Annotated in this window: 14 protein-coding genes; 9 read left to right on the forward strand and 5 right to left on the reverse strand. The window is 54.7% G+C overall.

Features of this window, described 5'->3' with window-relative positions:
* Window positions 1–185: 185 nt before the first annotated feature.
* Entirely contained in the window at window positions 186–2,129 is a 1,944-nt protein-coding gene (locus OGV79_RS15065; RefSeq protein ID WP_286468660.1) for a methyl-accepting chemotaxis protein, read from the reverse strand.
* Window positions 2,130–2,854: 725 nt separating this feature from the next.
* Here OGV79_RS15065 and OGV79_RS15070 point away from each other — a divergent pair.
* From OGV79_RS15070 to OGV79_RS15100, 7 genes are read left to right on the forward strand one after another with little or no spacing between them, the layout of a single operon-like run.
* Window positions 2,855–3,721 (forward strand): MurR/RpiR family transcriptional regulator, encoded by an 867-nt coding sequence (locus tag OGV79_RS15070; protein ID WP_012132399.1) that lies wholly within the window; start codon window positions 2,855–2,857, stop codon window positions 3,719–3,721.
* A gap of 14 nt (window positions 3,722–3,735) precedes the next feature.
* The gene (gene ddpX, locus OGV79_RS15075) at window positions 3,736–4,323 is read left to right on the forward strand and encodes a D-alanyl-D-alanine dipeptidase (RefSeq protein ID WP_286468661.1); all 588 of its coding nucleotides are present in this window, start codon (window positions 3,736–3,738) and stop codon (window positions 4,321–4,323) included.
* A gap of 16 nt (window positions 4,324–4,339) precedes the next feature.
* Window positions 4,340–5,902 (forward strand): ABC transporter substrate-binding protein, encoded by a 1,563-nt coding sequence (locus OGV79_RS15080; RefSeq protein WP_286468662.1) that lies wholly within the window; start codon window positions 4,340–4,342, stop codon window positions 5,900–5,902.
* Window positions 5,903–5,946: 44 nt separating this feature from the next.
* The gene (locus OGV79_RS15085; protein WP_012132396.1) at window positions 5,947–6,969 is read left to right on the forward strand and encodes an ABC transporter permease; all 1,023 of its coding nucleotides are present in this window, start codon (window positions 5,947–5,949) and stop codon (window positions 6,967–6,969) included.
* Window positions 6,966–7,862: a D,D-dipeptide ABC transporter permease gene (ddpC, locus tag OGV79_RS15090; protein ID WP_012132395.1), complete on the forward strand. Its 897-nt coding sequence runs from the start codon at window positions 6,966–6,968 to the stop codon at window positions 7,860–7,862. Before OGV79_RS15085 ends, ddpC begins: the two co-directional genes overlap by 4 nt.
* Complete coding sequence (locus tag OGV79_RS15095; protein ID WP_153257611.1) at window positions 7,859–8,845, forward strand: ABC transporter ATP-binding protein; 987 nt, start codon at window positions 7,859–7,861, stop codon at window positions 8,843–8,845. The genes ddpC and OGV79_RS15095 overlap by 4 nt, the downstream gene beginning before the upstream one ends.
* On the forward strand, window positions 8,838–9,782 hold the full coding sequence (locus OGV79_RS15100; RefSeq protein ID WP_047463662.1) for an oligopeptide/dipeptide ABC transporter ATP-binding protein: 945 nt from the start codon (window positions 8,838–8,840) through the stop codon (window positions 9,780–9,782). Before OGV79_RS15095 ends, OGV79_RS15100 begins: the two co-directional genes overlap by 8 nt.
* 100 nt (window positions 9,783–9,882) lie before the next feature.
* On the opposite strand, the gene osmC is transcribed toward OGV79_RS15100, so the two are convergent.
* A complete protein-coding gene (osmC, locus tag OGV79_RS15105) occupies window positions 9,883–10,314 on the reverse strand; it encodes a peroxiredoxin OsmC (protein WP_200030259.1) in 432 nt (143 codons plus the stop codon).
* A 169-nt stretch (window positions 10,315–10,483) separates the two neighbouring features.
* Between osmC and sra the strand changes: the two genes are divergently transcribed.
* Together sra and maeA are read left to right on the forward strand one after the other, a co-directional pair.
* Window positions 10,484–10,627 carry a stationary-phase-induced ribosome-associated protein gene (sra, locus tag OGV79_RS15110; RefSeq protein WP_024130331.1) on the forward strand — a complete coding sequence of 48 codons (144 nt, stop codon included), beginning with the start codon at window positions 10,484–10,486 and terminating at the stop codon, window positions 10,625–10,627.
* A 173-nt stretch (window positions 10,628–10,800) separates the two neighbouring features.
* Window positions 10,801–12,498 (forward strand): malate dehydrogenase, encoded by a 1,698-nt coding sequence (gene maeA, locus OGV79_RS15115; RefSeq protein ID WP_012132390.1) that lies wholly within the window; start codon window positions 10,801–10,803, stop codon window positions 12,496–12,498.
* Window positions 12,499–12,624: 126 nt separating this feature from the next.
* Here the strand turns inward: maeA and fdnI are convergent, their stop codons facing one another.
* Genes fdnI through fdnG form a run of 3 tightly spaced genes read right to left on the reverse strand, consistent with a single transcriptional unit; the run spans window position 12,625 to window position 17,219 of the window.
* On the reverse strand, window positions 12,625–13,281 hold the full coding sequence (gene fdnI, locus OGV79_RS15120) for a formate dehydrogenase-N subunit gamma (protein ID WP_012132388.1): 657 nt from the start codon (window positions 13,279–13,281) through the stop codon (window positions 12,625–12,627).
* Window positions 13,274–14,158, reverse strand: a complete 885-nt coding sequence (fdxH, locus tag OGV79_RS15125; RefSeq protein ID WP_012132387.1) for a formate dehydrogenase subunit beta — start codon at window positions 14,156–14,158, stop codon at window positions 13,274–13,276. Before fdxH ends, fdnI begins: the two co-directional genes overlap by 8 nt.
* A 13-nt stretch (window positions 14,159–14,171) precedes the next feature.
* Window positions 14,172–17,219, reverse strand: coding sequence for a formate dehydrogenase-N subunit alpha (gene fdnG / locus OGV79_RS15130; protein ID WP_200075815.1), 3,048 nt, complete (start codon window positions 17,217–17,219; stop codon window positions 14,172–14,174).
* Window positions 17,220–17,273: the final 54 nt, after the last annotated feature.

Genomic DNA, 17,273 nt, shown 5'->3' on the forward strand with positions numbered 1-17,273 from the left:
ATATTTCTGACGTAATACACCATATTATAGAGTTAATGTGCAACGAAGGCAAAAAGCATAAATCATTATATAATGGAGTTATTAGCTATTTATGGAGATAAAACACTAAATAATGGATTTAGTTATCTGACTGACACAAGCAGAACGTCTGCAATTTGCAGACGTTCTGTGAGGGAGAGAGAAAATTATGCCGCAGTGGGTTCAGGCAATCTGAATGAAGAGACCAGCAGCGCCAGTTGTTCAGCCTCTTCTTTCAGGACCTGGGTTCGCGCAGCGGCATCATCAATCAGCGACGCGTTCTGCTGAACCGTACTGTCCATTTCGGTTACTGCCAGCGTGACCTCAGAGACACCTTTACGCTGTTCTTCACCCGCCACGCGAATTTCACCCATCAGTTGTCTGACCTGACGCACGTTGCCGACCAACTCGCCAAGACGATCCCCGGCGTTATGGATCTGCTGACTGCTGCTGTCTACGTGTGAGACCGACTCATCGATTAACGCTTTGATCTCCTGTGCGGCGGTGGCGCTGCGCTGTGCCAGCGTGCGCACTTCAGAGGCGACGACGGCAAATCCGCGACCGGCATCACCCGCTCGTGCGGCTTCCACCGCCGCATTCAGCGCGAGAATGTTGGTCTGAAACGCGATGCTGTCGATAACGGCGACAATTTCCACCATCCTGCCGGACGACGCGCTGACGTTATCCATCGTGGAAATCACGCCCTGCATGACATCGCCACAGCGGTTAGCCGTTTGCGCCGTGTTTTCGGAAAGCTCATCGGCTAACTGTGTATTCCCGGTATTTTGATGAACGGTCGCATTTAATTGCTCCATCGCCGACGCGCTTTCCTCCAGCGCGGCAGCCTGCTGCGTTACGCGGGAGGATAACTCCATATTACTGTCAGCCAGACTGACGGCGTTATTCGCAACCACCACGCTACTGCTGCGAACGGTAATCAGGATCGCGGATATTTTGTCCACAAAGAGGTTAAAGGCCTGAGCAATATCGGAAATCTCATCTTTACCCCGGACGTCCAGGCGGCGAGTCAGATCGCCTTCGCCCTGGGCGATATCATCCAGCGCGCGACGCGTATCGTCCAGACGAGAGATAAGACGGCGCACCACCAGCCAGGAACCCACCAGCAGAATGGCCATGATCGGAATCAGCACTTCCAGTACATCCTTCATCATCACTTTTGCCAGTCCGACAACGCGTTCTTCAGGCGTCACCAGCCCAACGATCCACCCGGTATCCGCCATCGGGAAAAGCATCACCCGGGAAGGCCCGTCCAGTATGCCGTCGTGTGCAAGGGGAATGGTGGTGACATCGGCCGAGGCATTCAGCGTTTTCAGCGACCCGGCTACCGGGGCGAGCCAGTCAGAGGCTTTGACCAGGTCAGTAAACGTTTTAAACTGCGCGTGATCGGCCTGCGGGAAATAGAGGATTTGCCCCTGTTTATCCACCACAAAGGCATAACCGCCTGTGCTGTTCCCCTGCTGTTGCATAAAGGTGGCGACGTTATCCAGCCGGATATCGGTTGTGGCGACGCCGGCAAATTTCCCTGCCAGTTGATAAGGAATGCTACAGGTCACCATGTTAACCCCGGAAATCGTATCCTGGTAAACATCAGACCAGACGCAGCTGTTCTGTGAGTGCCCTTTCGCCTGGAGGTACCAGCTTTCGTTATGATAACCGCTTCCACCGGCAACGTTGTAGTCGTCGGAAAAGATCAATTTCCCTTCTGCATCACGCGCCCAGAAGAAACTGCGTCGTTCAATGCCGGGCGTAAAGGCATCCGGCTCCGGCCAGATGCCGCCGCCGGTAATGATGGAATCATTCTGTTCGCCAATAAGATGCGGAACGACATGCTGGTATAGCGATTCGTCGTTTGGCAGCACTTCGGCAAGGCGCGACAGGCTTACCGTTTCACCTTCAATACGCGATAAAACAGTACCTAACTGGCGAGTCAGTCCTTGCCCTGTCTCCTCTATCAGGGCGGAGTTGATCTCAACAACGCGCGGCTGACCGCGCCAGAGCATAATGGCAACAATAACCAGCGTGGTCACTGCAAGCAGCGCAATCCCCCCAATCGTCAGACGGGTGGAAATGCGTGATGGATACCAGACCATACAAACCCCTTATGTAAACGACTCTCTTTTATTCAGTATCGGCACACAAATTTATATCTTTATGCGGTTTTATGGTTCGTTAAGAAATATTAACACGCTCTTAAATGTGACGTTGTCACTAATAACAAAATCCTGCACTTTCACCTGATTTAAATAGCGTGATAAGCTTATTTTGAATATTATTTTTAATGCGTTGTTTTAATCACTTACGCGCCAGGCCTTGTGTTCTCCTGGTTGTGCCGCACTTCATAAGTCAGGGGATTTTACGCTTAACCGCCTTCATACGTTGCTACAAACCTGTCTGTTATAAAAGAATAATTAATATCGCGTTGTATTTTAATGCGTAAAATGAACAGATTACTTGCCTGATGAATATTTATTAAATCTACAAAAATAATACACTGTTCTTTCCGCTGATAAATAATGTGTCTCGCGCTTTTATATTTCTCTGCTATCCACGTTGGCGTTTGCCATTTTTGACCCTGCAATTTCTGGCATCACAATGTGATCCCTGCGACGGATTCGACACATTCATGCCCTCTCTGACGATCGCTGCACCAAAAGTGAACTAATCTGCACAAATGTTGATCATTCGTTAATTAAATATCACTTTAATTTAACAAAAAAGACGGCGATGCCGTGGTTTCCAGGTTGGCATGCGTCCTGCATTGTTAATTCAGTAACAGCGGAACGCTCTCTGACAGCTCACTAACAGCGAGACGGTAATGACATCAAAACCTGAGTTATTTGCCCGAATTGAGAAGAGTTTTAGCCAGCATACGCCCAGCGAAAAGCGCGTTGCAGGCTGGCTGTTAGCGCACGCGGCGCAGATACCGTTTGAAACGGCAGACGGTATCGCCAGAGCGACAGGCACCAGCGGCATCACGGTGGGACGTTATTTACGGAAGCTTGGTTTTCGTAATCTTGAGGATGCCAAAGCCAGCCTGCGGGAACTGCCATCCGTGCCCTATCAGCCCTGGGGGATGAATGAACGCCTTGACTCCTGGCAACAGCAGCAGCGACTGCCCGACAGAGCGCGTCAGTCGCTGTCGCTGGAAATTGATGCCATCACCCACGTCTATCAGCTGGCGCAAAGTGAAACGTTCTTGCGCATCGCTCAGCAACTGGCGCATGCGGAGGCCGTGTATGTTCTGGGGATTCAGTCCACGCGCGGCATTGCTAACGCCTTTTTCAGCCATCTGGAATACCTGCGGCCCAAAGTCAGTTATTCCGAAGGGCTATCCGGGAGCTGGGTCGAGTCGCTGAATTCCGGGTTCGCACGGCCATATGTGGTGATCACGGATACCCGCGCCTATTCCGCCGCTGCCCGTCAGTATTGTCGCGTTGCCAGCGAGCGGCGCATTCCGCTGGCGTTAATCACTGATGTCTGGTGTCCGTGGGCCAGAGACTACGCCATCGACTTATTGCAGGTAAAAACCGACACCGGGCACTTCTGGGATTCACTCGCCCCCGTGAGCTGCCTGTTCAACTTATTGCTGTCAGGCGTGGTGGATCAACTGGGCGATACGCTTGCTGAACGGCTGCGAACCAATCGCCAGCTGCAACAAGAGTTTGGTCAATTCGAACAATAAACAGGAAACGTGCTATGTCAGAAACCCCTGAACTGGTCGATCTGTCAGTGATTTTCCCCTCACTGCATATCGATCTCAAATACGCCACCGCCGATAACCTCACCGGCGCGCCCATTTACCGGGAGGCCCGTTGCCTGCTGCATACGGATGCCGTCACCGCGCTGGCGAAAAGTATCAGCATCGCGCAGCTGGCAGGGCTGTCTCTGGTGGTATACGACGCCTATCGTCCGCAGCAGGCGCAGTCGGTTCTGTGGCATGTCTGTCCCGATCCGCAATACGTGGTGGATGTAGCCATCGGTTCAAACCATAGCCGTGGTACGGCAATTGACGTCACTCTGATGGATGAGCATGGCAACGTGCTTGATATGGGGGCCGGTTTTGATGAAATGCACGATCGCTCGCACTCGTATCACCCTTCTGTTCCACCCGCAGCGCAACGTAATCGATTGTTATTGAACGCTATTATGCTTGGCGGTGGTTTTGTTGGCATCACCAGTGAATGGTGGCATTTCGAATTGCCGGACGCGGCCAGCTACCCCTTGCTCGACGACTGCATTGCCTGTTTCCCGGCATCACGCACAACAACACAACCCTCCCTGTAAATGATGGAGCACGGTCATGAAGACAACACACGCTTTAACTTCGCTGTTTCGTCCCGCCCTGATTGCCGTGGCACTGGCTGTTGCCCTGCCCGCCGCTCAGGCGGCTGTACCCAAAGATATGCTGGTGATTGGTAAAGCGGCCGATCCGCAAACGCTTGATCCTGCCGTCACTATTGATAACAACGACTGGACGGTGACCTACCCGTCCTATCAACGCCTTGTGCAGTACAAAACCGAGGGAGGTAAAGGTTCCACGGAGGTTGAAGGCGATCTGGCGAGCGACTGGAAGGCCTCTGACGATCAGAAAGAGTGGACGTTTACCCTTAATAAAGATGCCCGATTCGCTGATGGCTCGCCCGTTACGGCAGATGCGGTGCAACAATCTTTTGCGCGTCTGCTGAAAATTGGACAAGGCCCGGCAGAAGCCTTTCCAAAAGATTTGAAAGTCGAAGCCGTCGATGACTATACGGTGAAATTTACGCTGAGCCAGCCGTTTGCGCCCTTCCTGTACACGCTGGCGAATGACGGCGCCTCCATTATTAACCCGGCGGTTCTGAAAGAACATGCCGCAGATGATGCGCGCGGTTTTCTGGCGCAGAACACCGCAGGTTCCGGCCCGTTTATGCTGAAAAGCTGGCAGAAAGGACAGCAGCTGATTCTGGTGCCGAATCCGCATTATGCGGGAGCCAAACCTGCCTTTAAGCGCGTGTCGGTAAAAATCATTGGTGAGAGCGCTTCCCGCCGCCTGCAATTGTCGCGGGGAGACATCGACATTGCCGATGCTCTCCCGGTAGACCAGCTCAACGCGTTAAAACAGGAAGGGAAAGTCAACGTAGCGGATTATCCTTCGCTGCGCGTGACTTATCTCTATCTGAACAACAGTAAAGCGCCGCTGAATCAGGTGGATTTGCGCCGGGCCATCTCATGGTCAACGGACTATCAGGGCATGGTGGCGGGTATCCTCAGCGGTAACGGCAAGCAGATGCGCGGCCCGATTCCTGAAGGTATGTGGGGCTATGACGCGAAGGCAATGCAGTACAGTTTTGATGAAGCGAAAGCTAAAGCCGCCTGGGAGCAAGTCGCGACCAAGCCCGATGGCCTGAGCTTCCTCTACTCTGATAACGATCCAAACTGGGAGCCGATTGCGCTTTCCACGCAGGCCAGTCTCAGCAAGCTGGGTATTAAGGTGAAGCTGGAAAAACTGGCGAATGCCACCATGCGCGACCGGATCGGCAAAGGTGATTACGACATTGCCATCGGCAACTGGAGCCCGGACTTCGCCGATCCGTACATGTTCATGAACTACTGGTTTGAGTCTGATAAGAAAGGTCTGCCGGGTAACCGTTCGTTTTATGAAAACGCCGGGGTCGATAAACTTCTGCGCAGCGCGCTGACCACCACCGATCAGGCGGCCAGAACGAAGGATTACCAGCAGGCGCAAACCATCGTGATTGATGAGGCCGCCTACGTCTATCTCTTCCAGAAAAACTACCAGCTGGCGATGAACAAAGAGGTCAAAGGCTTTGTCTTCAACCCCATGCTGGAACAGGTCTTTAACATTGGCGCCATGAGTAAATAAGCCACGTTGATGCGGGGCCGTTATGGCTCCGCAAGGGGAAGCCTATGACGTTCTGGAGCATTTTACGCCAGCGATGCTGGGGACTAATTCTGGTGGTCGCCGGTGTTTGCGTAATTACGTTTATTATTTCTCACCTGATTCCTGGCGACCCTGCGCGACTGCTGGCCGGCGATCGCGCCAGCGATGAGATTGTCGAAAACATTCGCCAGCAGCTGGGGCTGGATCAGCCGCTGTATGTGCAATTTTTTCGCTATGTCAGCGACGTTTTTCACGGTGATCTGGGCACGTCTATACGCACTGGCCGCCCGGTAATGGAAGAGTTGCGCGTGTTTTTCCCCGCCACGCTTGAACTGGCCTTCTGTTCCCTGCTGCTGGCGTTGGTGATCGGGATCCCTCTGGGGATTTTATCCGCCGTATGGCGAAACCGCTGGCTGGACCATCTGGTGCGGCTGATGGCGATAACCGGCATTTCCACCCCGGCGTTCTGGCTGGGGCTGGGCGTTATTGTTCTGTTTTACGGGCATCTGCAAATTCTGCCCGGCGGCGGAAGGCTTGATGACTGGCTGGACCCGCCCGCCCACGTCACCGGGTTCTACCTGATTGACGCGCTGCTGGAGGGGAATGGCGAGGTCTTTTTCAACGCGTTACAACACCTTATTTTACCGGCGCTGACTCTGGCGTTTGTCCACCTGGGAATTGTCGCCCGTCAGATTCGTTCCGCCATGCTGGAGCAACTCAGCGAGGACTACATTCGCACCGCGCGTGCCAGCGGTCTGCCTGGCTGGTACATCGTGCTCTGCTATGCCTTACCTAACGCCCTGATTCCGTCGATTACCGTTCTGGGGCTGGCGCTGGGCGATTTGCTGTATGGCGCCGTGCTTACCGAGACGGTCTTTGCCTGGCCGGGAATGGGGGCGTGGGTGGTCACCTCTATTCAGGCGCTGGATTTTCCGGCGGTGATGGGATTCGCCGTAGTGGTCTCTTTGGCTTATGTGCTGGTAAACCTGGTCGTCGATTTACTCTATTTGTGGATCGATCCCCGAATCGGTCGCGGAGGTGCTGAATGATGTTAACGCAAGAGACGCCCGCCCCGTCGCAGACCGCCCGCCGCCGGATCGACTGGGCAAAACTCTTCTGGCTGATGAAAAGCAGCCCGCTGACGCTGACTGGCGGCGTGATTATCATCCTGATGTTGCTACTGATGGTGCTGTCGCCCTGGATAACGCCTTACGATCCCAATGCCATTGATTTGACCGCGCGCCTGCTTGCGCCCTCTGCGACGCACTGGTTCGGCACTGACGAAGTGGGACGCGATCTGTTCAGCCGCGTACTGGTCGGCAGCCAGCAATCCATTGTCGCCGGGCTGGTCGTCGTGGGGATTGCCGGTGGAATCGGCTCCTTGCTTGGCTGTCTGTCCGGCGTCATGGGCGGGCGCGCCGACGCTATTATTATGCGTCTGATGGATATTATGCTGTCGATTCCTTCGCTGGTGCTGACGATGGCGCTGGCCGCCGCGCTGGGGCCAAGCCTGTTTAACGCCATGATGGCGATCGCCATTGTCCGTATTCCTTTTTATGTGCGCCTGGCGCGGGGGCAAACGCTGGTCGTGCGCCAGTTTACCTATGTACAGGCTGCCCGAACGTATGGCGCTTCCCGCTGGCACCTTATCAGCTGGCATATCTTACGTAATTCGCTGCCGCCGCTTATCGTGCAGGCGTCGTTGGATATTGGCAGCGCGATCCTGATGGCCGCCACGCTGGGCTTTATTGGCCTTGGCGCACAACAGCCCTCCGCTGAATGGGGCGCAATGGTGGCTATTGGTCGTAACTATGTCCTCGACCAGTGGTGGTATTGCGCCTTTCCTGGGGCGGCGATCCTGATTACCGCTGTCGGGTTTAACCTGTTTGGCGATGGTATTCGCGATCTGCTTGACCCTAAAGCCGGAGGAAAACAGTCATGACCCAACCCGTGCTGGAAATTGAGGATTTACACCTGAGCTTTCCGGGTTACAAAGCCGATGTTCACGCCCTTAACCACGTATCGTTGCGTATCGACCGGGGCGAAATCGTCGGCGTGGTCGGTGAGTCCGGGTCAGGTAAATCCGTCACCGCCATGCTGGCAATGCGGCTGCTGCCGGAAGGCAGCTATCACATTCATCAGGGCCGCGTATCGCTGCTGGGCGAGGACGTGCTGAATGCCAGCGAAAAGCAGATGCGTAAATGGCGCGGCGCGCGCGTGTCGATGATCTTCCAGGAGCCAATGACGGCGCTGAATCCCACCCGGCGCATTGGGCAACAAATGGTGGAAGTCATTCGCCATCATCAGGCGGTGAGCCGCCAGGCGGCGCGGGAGAAAGCCATCGCCCTGCTGGAAGAGATGCAAATTCCCGATGCGGCGCAGGTTATGGCGCGATTTCCGTTTGAGCTTTCCGGCGGGATGCGCCAGCGGGTGATGATCGCGCTGGCATTCTCCTGCGAACCGGAGCTGATTATTGCCGACGAACCCACTACCGCTCTGGACGTCACGGTGCAGCTACAGGTTCTGCGTTTGCTGAAACTAAAAGCGCGAGCCAGCGGTACTGCGGTGCTGTTTATCAGTCATGATATGGCGGTGGTATCGCAGTTGTGCGATCGGCTGTATGTCATGTACGCCGGAAGCGTGATTGAGAGCGGCCCCACGCAGACGGTTATTCACCGCCCCACGCATCCCTATTCCATTGGTTTGTTGAAATGCGCGCCGGAACACGGCGAACCTCGCGCGCCGCTGCCCGCGATTCCAGGGACAGTGCCTAACCTGACCTGTCTGCCAACCGGATGCGCCTTCCGCGAACGCTGTTTTGCCGCCGGGACGCTGTGCGAGGCTGTCCCGGCGCTGGAGAATCATGGCGAACCTGAACAACAATCCGCCTGCTGGTATCCACAACAGGAGATGACGCATGTCTGACATATTGCTCTCGTTACGGGATGTCCATATCACCTTCCCCGCCCGTAAAAACTGGTTGGGGCGGGTGACGGAGCGCGTACATGCCCTGAACGGTATGGATTTGCAGATTCGCCAGGGAGAAACGCTTGGCATCGTGGGGGAATCCGGCTGCGGGAAAAGTACGCTGGCGCAACTGCTGATGGGAATGTTAAAACCCAGCCACGGCGAGTGCTCGCGGCCTGGCGTTGCTCGCACCGGCGCCAACAGCGGGATGCAGATGGTCTTTCAGGACCCGCTCTCTTCGCTGGACCCCCGATTACCCGTCTGGCGGATTATCACCGAGCCCGTCTGGCTCCAGAAGCATAACAGCGAACGTGAACGGCGGACGCTGGCGGAAGAACTGGCCTTACAGGTTGGCATCCGGCCTGAGTACCTCGACAGGCTTCCCCATGCGTTTTCCGGCGGACAACGCCAGCGCATCGCCATTGCCCGCGCCTTATCGTCAGAGCCGGACGTTATCGTGCTTGATGAACCGACTTCCGCGCTGGATATCTCCGTGCAGGCGCAGATCCTGAATCTGCTGGTTGCGCTACAGACGCGCCGTAAACTGACGTATGTGCTGATTTCACACAACGTGTCGGTTGTGCGATACATGAGCGATCGGGTGGCGGTGATGTATCTCGGGCAAATTGTTGAACTGGGCGACGCGCAACAGGTGTTAACTACGCCTGCGCATCCCTATACCCGGCTGTTGCTGGATTCCGTGCCGAAAACGGGGGCGCCGCTGGCCGAAGACCTGGTGCTGCGCAAAACGGAATTACCGGGGAACCGCCACCTGCCGCAAGGGTGTTATTTTCGCGATCGCTGTCCGCTGGCAACCCGTGGCTGTGAAAAACCGCAGGCATTATTGACGCGGGGATCGGAGAGCGACGTTCGCTGCTGGCGAGCGGTGGAGTAAGAGCTAGGCAATCGCCCGGTGGCGCTGTCGCTTACCGGGCCTACAGGGTGTTGTGGGGCCGACCCGACGCTCAATCACCGGGCCGTCGAGATTGATGCCGTTATGACGTCAACTGATAATCCAGCGTGATTTCCGCTTTCAGCACCTGCGAAACCGGGCATCCGGCTTTCGCTTTCTGAATAATGCCGTCAAAGGTGGACGCATCAATGCCAGGTACGGCAACTTTACTGTGCAACGCAATTTTCGTGATCGCAAAACCCGCGGCGACTTTATCCAGCGAGACATCGGCTGTCGTGTCGATTGACGATGGGGTAAAACCCGCCTCGCCCAGCATCAGCGAAAGCGCCATCGAGAAACAGGCCGCGTGGGCTGCGCCGATTAACTCTTCCGGGTTGGTCCCTTTTACGCCTTCAAAGCGTGTATTAAAGCCATAGGGTTGTTGATTCAACACGCCGCTTTCGGTCGATACCGTACCTTTTCCACCTTTAATATCGCCTTCCCAGTGTGCCTGACCTTTCTTATGGATTGTCATTCTTGCTCTCCTGTTGGCTCAAAACAGAAAGTATAGACCAACTCTGTTACACGCGTTCGGTCGCCTTCCGGGGAAAACCTGCTATGCTGTACCAGCAACCTAAGGGGTTACGTTTCTTTCGCAATTGCGAATTTGTCCTTAAAACTAGCAACAGGATTGAGGAGTTAAAATGAAATCGAACCGTCAGGCCCGTCATATTCTTGGACTGGACCATAAAATTTCCAACCAACGCAAGCTCGTGACCGAAGGCGACAAAGTCAGCGTGGTCAACAACCCTACTGGCAGAAAACGTCACGCTGACAGCCAAAAGTAAGCGCCCCGTTCTGATATGACGATAAACACCATTGCAACCGCAATGGTGTTTTTGCTTACAAAAGCCTGGATTCATTCACAATGCTTTATACTCTTTGCCCGACGCCCTGGTGAAAACCTAAGTACGCCCATAAAACAGCACCAGGAACGGATATTCGAAAAAGAGTGAGTGACATGGAAACCAAAATCAAGAAACAGCGTTCCCTTTATATTCCTTACGCTGGCCCTGTGCTGCTGGAATTTCCTCTCCTGAATAAAGGAAGCGCTTTCAGTATAGAAGAACGCCGTAACTTCAACCTGCTGGGGTTACTGCCGGAAGTGGTCGAATCGATTGAAGAACAGGCGGAGCGCGCCTGGATCCAGTATCAGGGATTCAAAACGGAAATCGATAAACATATCTATCTGCGCAACATTCAGGATACCAACGAAACCCTGTTCTACCGACTGGTGCAAAACCATCTCGATGAGATGATGCCGGTTATCTATACCCCAACGGTGGGCGCCGCCTGTGAGCGCTTCTCTGAGATCTACCGTCGCGCGCGCGGCGTGTTCATCTCTTATCAGAACCGCCACAACATGGACGATATCCTGCAAAACGTGCCTAACCACAATATCAAAGTGATTGTGGTGACGGACGGGGAACGCATCCTCGGTCTTGGCGACCAGGGCATTGGCGGAATGGGGATTCCAATCGGTAAACTGTCGCTGTACACCGCCTGTGGCGGCATCAGCCCGGCCTATACCCTACCGGTGGTGCTGGACGTCGGCACCAACAATCAGCAGTTGCTGAACGATCCGCTCTATATGGGCTGGCGTAACCCGCGCATCACCGATGACGAATACTATGAATTCGTCGATGAGTTTATTCAGGCGGTGAAACAGCGCTGGCCGGACGTCTTGCTGCAATTCGAAGATTTCGCGCAGAAAAACGCGATGCCGCTGCTTAATCGCTATCGCGATGAAATCTGCTCTTTCAACGATGATATTCAGGGAACGGCGGCCGTGACCGTCGGTACTCTGATTGCCGCCAGCCGTGCGGCGGGCAGCCAGTTGAGCGAGCAGAAAATCGTCTTCCTTGGCGCAGGTTCTGCCGGTTGCGGGATCGCTGAACAGATCATCGCGCAGACCCAACGCGAAGGGCTCAGCGAAGAAGCCGCTCGCCAGAAAGTGTTTATGGTGGATCGCTTTGGTCTGTTGACGGACCAGATGCCTAACCTGCTCTCATTCCAGACGAAGCTGGTGCAAAAACGCGAGAACCTGCAACACTGGGACAGCGAAAGCGAAGTGCTCTCCCTGCTTGATGTCGTGCGCAACGTGAAGCCGGACATTCTGATCGGCGTGTCGGGGCAAACCGGACTCTTTACTGAAGAGATCATTCGCGAGATGCACAAGCACTGCCCACGTCCGATCGTGATGCCGCTGTCTAACCCGACGTCCCGCGTTGAAGCCACGCCTCAGGACATCATCGCCTGGACCGAAGGCAATGCGCTGGTCGCGACCGGCAGTCCTTTCGCGCCGGTGGCCTGGAAAGATAAAATTTACCCTATTGCGCAATGTAATAACGCCTACATCTTCCCGGGGATCGGCCTGGGCGTGATTGCGTCCGGCGCGTCGCGTATTACTGACGAAATGCTGATGTCGGCAAGCGAAACGCTGGCGAAATACTCTCCGCTGGTGCTCAACGGCGAAGGTCTGGTATTGCCGGAGCTGAAAGATATTCAGACCGTGTCGCGAGCGATTGCCTTTGCCGTGGGTAAAATGGCGCAGCAACAGGGCGTGGCGGTAAAAACGTCCGCAGAAGCGCTACAGCAAGCCATCGACGAGAATTTCTGGCAAGCGGAATACCGCGATTACCGCCGTACCTCTATCTGAGTGTTTGCCAGGTGGCGCTACGCTTACCGGGCCTGCGTTTTATACGGTTGTCGGCCAGCGCCATCCGGCATTCTGTTGGCAAAAAAAAGCGCTACAGACGTAGCGCTTTTGTCTTTTGAAAGCGGGTTATTGTAATCCCTCTTTGCTTTCCTTTTTCGCTTCGACCTTCTCGACGTCGCGATACCAGCGCGGGTGGTGTTTCTTCGCCCAGCGACGACTCACCTTACCTTCGATCATCCCTTTAATCGATCCTTTCACCCAGAATGCCATATACATATGGATGAGGATGGCGTGCATCAGGATGATGCCTGCCGCCGCATGGATCAGCAGGCTGTAACGCACGACCTGCATCGGGAAGAACTGCGCGAAGTACGGACGCCAGATAATCACGCCCGTCACCAGCAGCACGAAAATCATGCTCATGATCGACCAGAACATCATTTTCTGCCCGGCATTGTACTTACCGACATCGGCGACTTTGTGTTCATTGCCCTTCAGAACCTCCACAATATTTTTCAGCCACGGAAGATCTTTCTTGTCCGGGATGTTGTGGTGTACAAAGCGCACAAACATGAACATCAGTGCGACAAAAATCGCTACGCCGAAGAACGGGTGCAAAATACGCCCCATCTGCGGCGTCCCGAAGGTTTGCGTCAGCCATTGCAGCGTCGGGAAGAAAAACGCAATTCCCGACAGCGACACCAGGAAGAAGCAAATCACCACCGTCCAGTGACAGGCGCGATCGATAAATTTCGTGCGCACAATCATTTTCGACTTACTCATGATGGTCCTCCTCTTCATCGTCCACTTCCTTGTTCGGGCCAATACCAATGTAGTGATAGATAAGCCCGGCGAAGGTGGCGATAAACCCGGCGGCAGCCAGAGGTTTCAGCGCCCCTTTCCACAAGTTGATAGAGGTATCGATCTGTGGATCTTTCGGTAAGCCGTGATACAGCTCCGGCTGGTTCGCGTGATGCAGAACGTACATGACGTGCGTACCGCCCACACCTTGTGGGTTGTAAACACCGGCATGTTCGAAACCGCGCGCTTTGAGTTTCTCCACGCGCTGCTCCCCCATCTCCAGCATCTCTTTCTTGGTGCCGAAATGGATTGCCCCGGTCGGGCAAGTTTTCACGCAAGCCGGTTCCTGACCGATACTGACGCGATCCACACACAGCGTACATTTATAGACGCGGTTGTCCTCTTTATTGAGGCGCGGAACATTAAATGGACACCCGGCGATGCAGTAGCCGCAGCCAATACAATGTTCGGACTGGAAATCAACAATCCCGTTAGCGTACTGGATGATCGCGCCGGCAGACGGGCATGCTTTCAGGCAGCCCGGATCTTCACAGTGCATACAGCCGTCTTTACGAATCAGCCATTCCAGCTTGCCGTTCTGTTCGGTTTCGCTAAAACGCATCACCGTCCAGGATTTCGCGCTAAGATCGGCCGGGTTGTCATACACCCCGACGCAATGACCTACCTCGTCACGAATGTCATTCCACTCGGAACAAGCCACCTGGCAGGCTTTACAGCCTACGCAGGAGGAGACGTCGATCAGTTTTGCGACTTCCGCTTTATAATCACGCGCCTGGGGAGGCGGCGTGATCGGGTTTGTTGCAGACCGTTTGATGATGTCCTGCGTTTCCAAAGACATATGTTCGCCTCCCTTACGCCTTCTCGATGTTAACTAAAAACGCTTTATATTCCGGCGTTTGCGAGTTGGAATCACCGACATTTGGCGTCAGGGTGTTCGCGATATAGCCTTTCCGCGCAACCCCTTCAAAGCCCCAGTGCAGCGGAATACCCACGGTTTCAACCTGCTGACCATTGACGTTCAGCGTTTGCAGACGTCGGGTCACCACGGCAACCGCCCGGATAAATCCACGTTTGCTGCTGACTTTCACTGCGTCGCCGTTGGCAATCCCTTTCGAGGCCGCCAGGTTTTCGCTGATTTCCACAAACTGCTCTGGCTGAGCAATCGCGTTCAGCAGTGCGTGCTTGGTCCAGGTGTGGAAATGTTCGGTCAGACGATAGGTTGTACCGACATACGGGAACTGATCTTTCTTGCCCATACGCCGCGCATCTTCTTCGTACAGACGAACGACCGGGCTGGAGATCACGTTCGGGTGCAGCGGGTTGGTGCCCAGCGGCGTTTCCATCGGCTCGTAGTGTTCCGGGAACGGCCCTTCCGCCAGCTTATCGATGGCGAACAGACGTCCCAGCCCTTCCGGCTGCATGATAAACGGCCCGGTTGCGCTACCCGGTGCGGCGGTGTTGAAGTCCGGGATATCGTTCCCCGTCCACTTCGACCCGTTCCACTGAATCAGCATCCGTTTCGGGTCCCACGGTTTACCCTGTGGATCTGCCGAGGCGCGGTTATACAGTACGCGGCGATTCAGCGGCCATGCCCATGCCCAACCCAACGTATTGCCGAGACCTGACGGGTCGGCGTTGTCACGGTTAGCCATCTGGTTGCCCTGCTCGGTCCAGCTGCCGGTATAAATCCAGCAGGAGGACGACGTCGTTCCGTCATCGCGTAACTGGGCAAAACTGCTCAGCAACTGGCCTTTTTTCGCCAGCAGGACGCCGTTGGCGTCATAGAGATCTTCCAGCGCGTAGCCGTTGTTCTCTTTCGCAATCTCTTCAGACTCAGGATGATCCGGCTGTTTGTATTCCCAGCTCATCTTCAGCAGCGGTTCAACGCCTTTACCCCCTTCGCTGCGATACATCTCACGCAGACGGTGGTAAATACCGGCCAGAATTTGGCCGTCGTTGCGGGCTTCGCCCGGTGCATCCTGACCTTTCCAGTGCCACTGCAACCAGCGGCCAGAGTTGGCGATAGAGCCATCTTCTTCGGCAAAACAGGTTGACGGCAGGCGGAAGACTTCAGTCTGGATCGACGCCGGATCGACGTCGTTAGACTCGCCGTGGTTCTGCCAGAACGTGGAGGTTTCCGTCACCAGCGGGTCAATGACCACCATGTACTTCAGCTTGCTCAGCGACTGCACCACTTTGTTTTTGTCCGGGAAGGACGCAACCGGGTTAAAGCCCTGACAGATGTAGCCGGTCACTTTACCGCTATCCATCATGTTGAAGTATTTAATGACGTCGTAGGCCTGATCCCACTTCGGCAGCCATTCAAAGCCCCAGTCATTCTCTTTCTGCGCCGCATCGCCGTAGAATGATTTCATCAGACTGACGAAGAACTTCGGATAGTTGCCCCAGTAGTTCACCTGGTCAGCCAGCGTGGCTTTCGGCGTGTTTGCGCTCAGATAGGTTTGCAGATCCGCCTGCTTCTCGGACGGCAGAGTCAGATAACCGCTCAGGCTGGTGGAAAGCAGACCTAAATCCGTTAACCCCTGGATGTTAGAGTGGCCGCGTAAGGCGTTGACGCCGCCGCCTGCCATCCCCATGTTGCCGAGCAGCAACTGGATCATCGCCATCGTACGGATGTTCTGCGCACCAACGGTATGTTGCGTCCAGCCCAGCGCGTACAGGAAGGTAGTGGTACGATCGGCGGCACTGGTGGAGGCCAGCACTTCACACACTTTCAGGAAATCGGCCTTTGGCGTACCGCAGATGTTTTCGACAACATCTGGCGTATAGCGGGAAACGTGTTGTTTCAGCAAATTCCATACGCAGCGCGGATGGCTCAGCGTCTCATCACGTTTTGCATAGCCGTTTTCGTCGAACTGATAGTTCCAGGATGACTTGTCATACTGGCGTTTTTTGGCGTCGTAGCCGCTAAACAGACCATCATCGAAAGCAAAATCGTCCCGCACCAGCAGGCTGGCGTTGGTGTAATGCTTAACGTATTCGGCATTGATTTTATTGTTTTCAATCAGATACAGCAGTACGCCGGACAGGAAGGTAATGTCTGTACCGGAACGAATAGGCGCGTAAATATCCGCGACCGAGGCTGTACGTGTAAAACGTGGATCGACGACAATCAGCGTGGCGTCGTTGTTGTTTTTCGCTTCTATCGCCCAGCGGAATCCCACCGGATGTGCTTCAGCGGCGTTACCGCCCATCACCATAACGACGTTGGCGTTTTTGATATCAACCCAGTGGTTGGTCATCGCACCGCGACCAAATGTTGGAGCAAGACTTGCTACCGTTGGTCCGTGTCAGACGCGTGCCTGGTTGTCTACTGCCAGCATGCCGAGGGAACGCGCGAACTTCTGCGTCAACATGCCTGTTTCGTTACTGGCGGCGGAGGCGCAAAGCATCCCCGTGGAAAGCCAGCGGTTTACCGTTACGCCCTGTTCGTTCTTTTCAATAAAGTTGGCGTCACGGTCGGCTTTCATCAGCTTTGCGATGCGGGTGAACGCGTCATCCCAGCTAATGCGTTGCCATTTATCTGAACCGGGCGCGCGATACTCCGGGTAACGCAAGCGGTTTTCACTGTGTACATAGTCCAGCAAACCTGCGCCCTTCGGACACAATGCGCCACGGCTGACCGGATGATCCGGGTCCCCTTCGATGTGATAAATTGCTTCTTTTGCGTTTTTTGCTCCATCGCCCAGGCTATACATTAATAGCCCGCAACCTACGGAACAGTATGTGCAGGTGTTTCGGATCTCTTTAGCGCGTAACAGCTTATAATTTCGCGCTTGAGCCAGTGCCATTTTGGGTGCAAAACCCAGAGCAGCGACTGTTGTTCCCGCCATACCGCCCGCGCAGATTTTAAAAAATTGTCTGCGGCTGACGTCCATTGCTTTCCTCTTTTTTCCAGGGATGTAACTTCGCGAGGAAACTAACAGCAATAT

The organism is Citrobacter sp. CK185 (genome assembly GCF_030333565.1).
GTDB classification, from domain to species: Bacteria; Pseudomonadota; Gammaproteobacteria; order Enterobacterales; family Enterobacteriaceae; genus Citrobacter_B; species Citrobacter_B koseri.

What these genes read in the sequence shown, in the direction of transcription:
- OGV79_RS15095 (WP_153257611.1), top strand. Translation starts at nt 7,859, where the DNA reads ATGACCCAACCCGTGCTGGAAATTGAGGATTTACACCTGAGCTTTCCG.
- fdnI (WP_012132388.1), bottom strand. Translation starts at nt 13,281, where the DNA reads ATGAGTAAGTCGAAAATGATTGTGCGCACGAAATTTATCGATCGCGCC.
- OGV79_RS15085 (WP_012132396.1), top strand. Translation starts at nt 5,947, where the DNA reads ATGACGTTCTGGAGCATTTTACGCCAGCGATGCTGGGGACTAATTCTG.
- OGV79_RS15080 (WP_286468662.1), top strand. Translation starts at nt 4,340, where the DNA reads ATGAAGACAACACACGCTTTAACTTCGCTGTTTCGTCCCGCCCTGATT.
- sra (WP_024130331.1), top strand. Translation starts at nt 10,484, where the DNA reads ATGAAATCGAACCGTCAGGCCCGTCATATTCTTGGACTGGACCATAAA.
- OGV79_RS15065 (WP_286468660.1), bottom strand. Translation starts at nt 2,129, where the DNA reads ATGGTCTGGTATCCATCACGCATTTCCACCCGTCTGACGATTGGGGGG.
- OGV79_RS15100 (WP_047463662.1), top strand. Translation starts at nt 8,838, where the DNA reads ATGTCTGACATATTGCTCTCGTTACGGGATGTCCATATCACCTTCCCC.
- osmC (WP_200030259.1), bottom strand. Translation starts at nt 10,314, where the DNA reads ATGACAATCCATAAGAAAGGTCAGGCACACTGGGAAGGCGATATTAAA.
- ddpC (WP_012132395.1), top strand. Translation starts at nt 6,966, where the DNA reads ATGATGTTAACGCAAGAGACGCCCGCCCCGTCGCAGACCGCCCGCCGC.
- OGV79_RS15070 (WP_012132399.1), top strand. Translation starts at nt 2,855, where the DNA reads ATGACATCAAAACCTGAGTTATTTGCCCGAATTGAGAAGAGTTTTAGC.
- fdxH (WP_012132387.1), bottom strand. Translation starts at nt 14,158, where the DNA reads ATGTCTTTGGAAACGCAGGACATCATCAAACGGTCTGCAACAAACCCG.
- maeA (WP_012132390.1), top strand. Translation starts at nt 10,801, where the DNA reads ATGGAAACCAAAATCAAGAAACAGCGTTCCCTTTATATTCCTTACGCT.
- ddpX (WP_286468661.1), top strand. Translation starts at nt 3,736, where the DNA reads ATGTCAGAAACCCCTGAACTGGTCGATCTGTCAGTGATTTTCCCCTCA.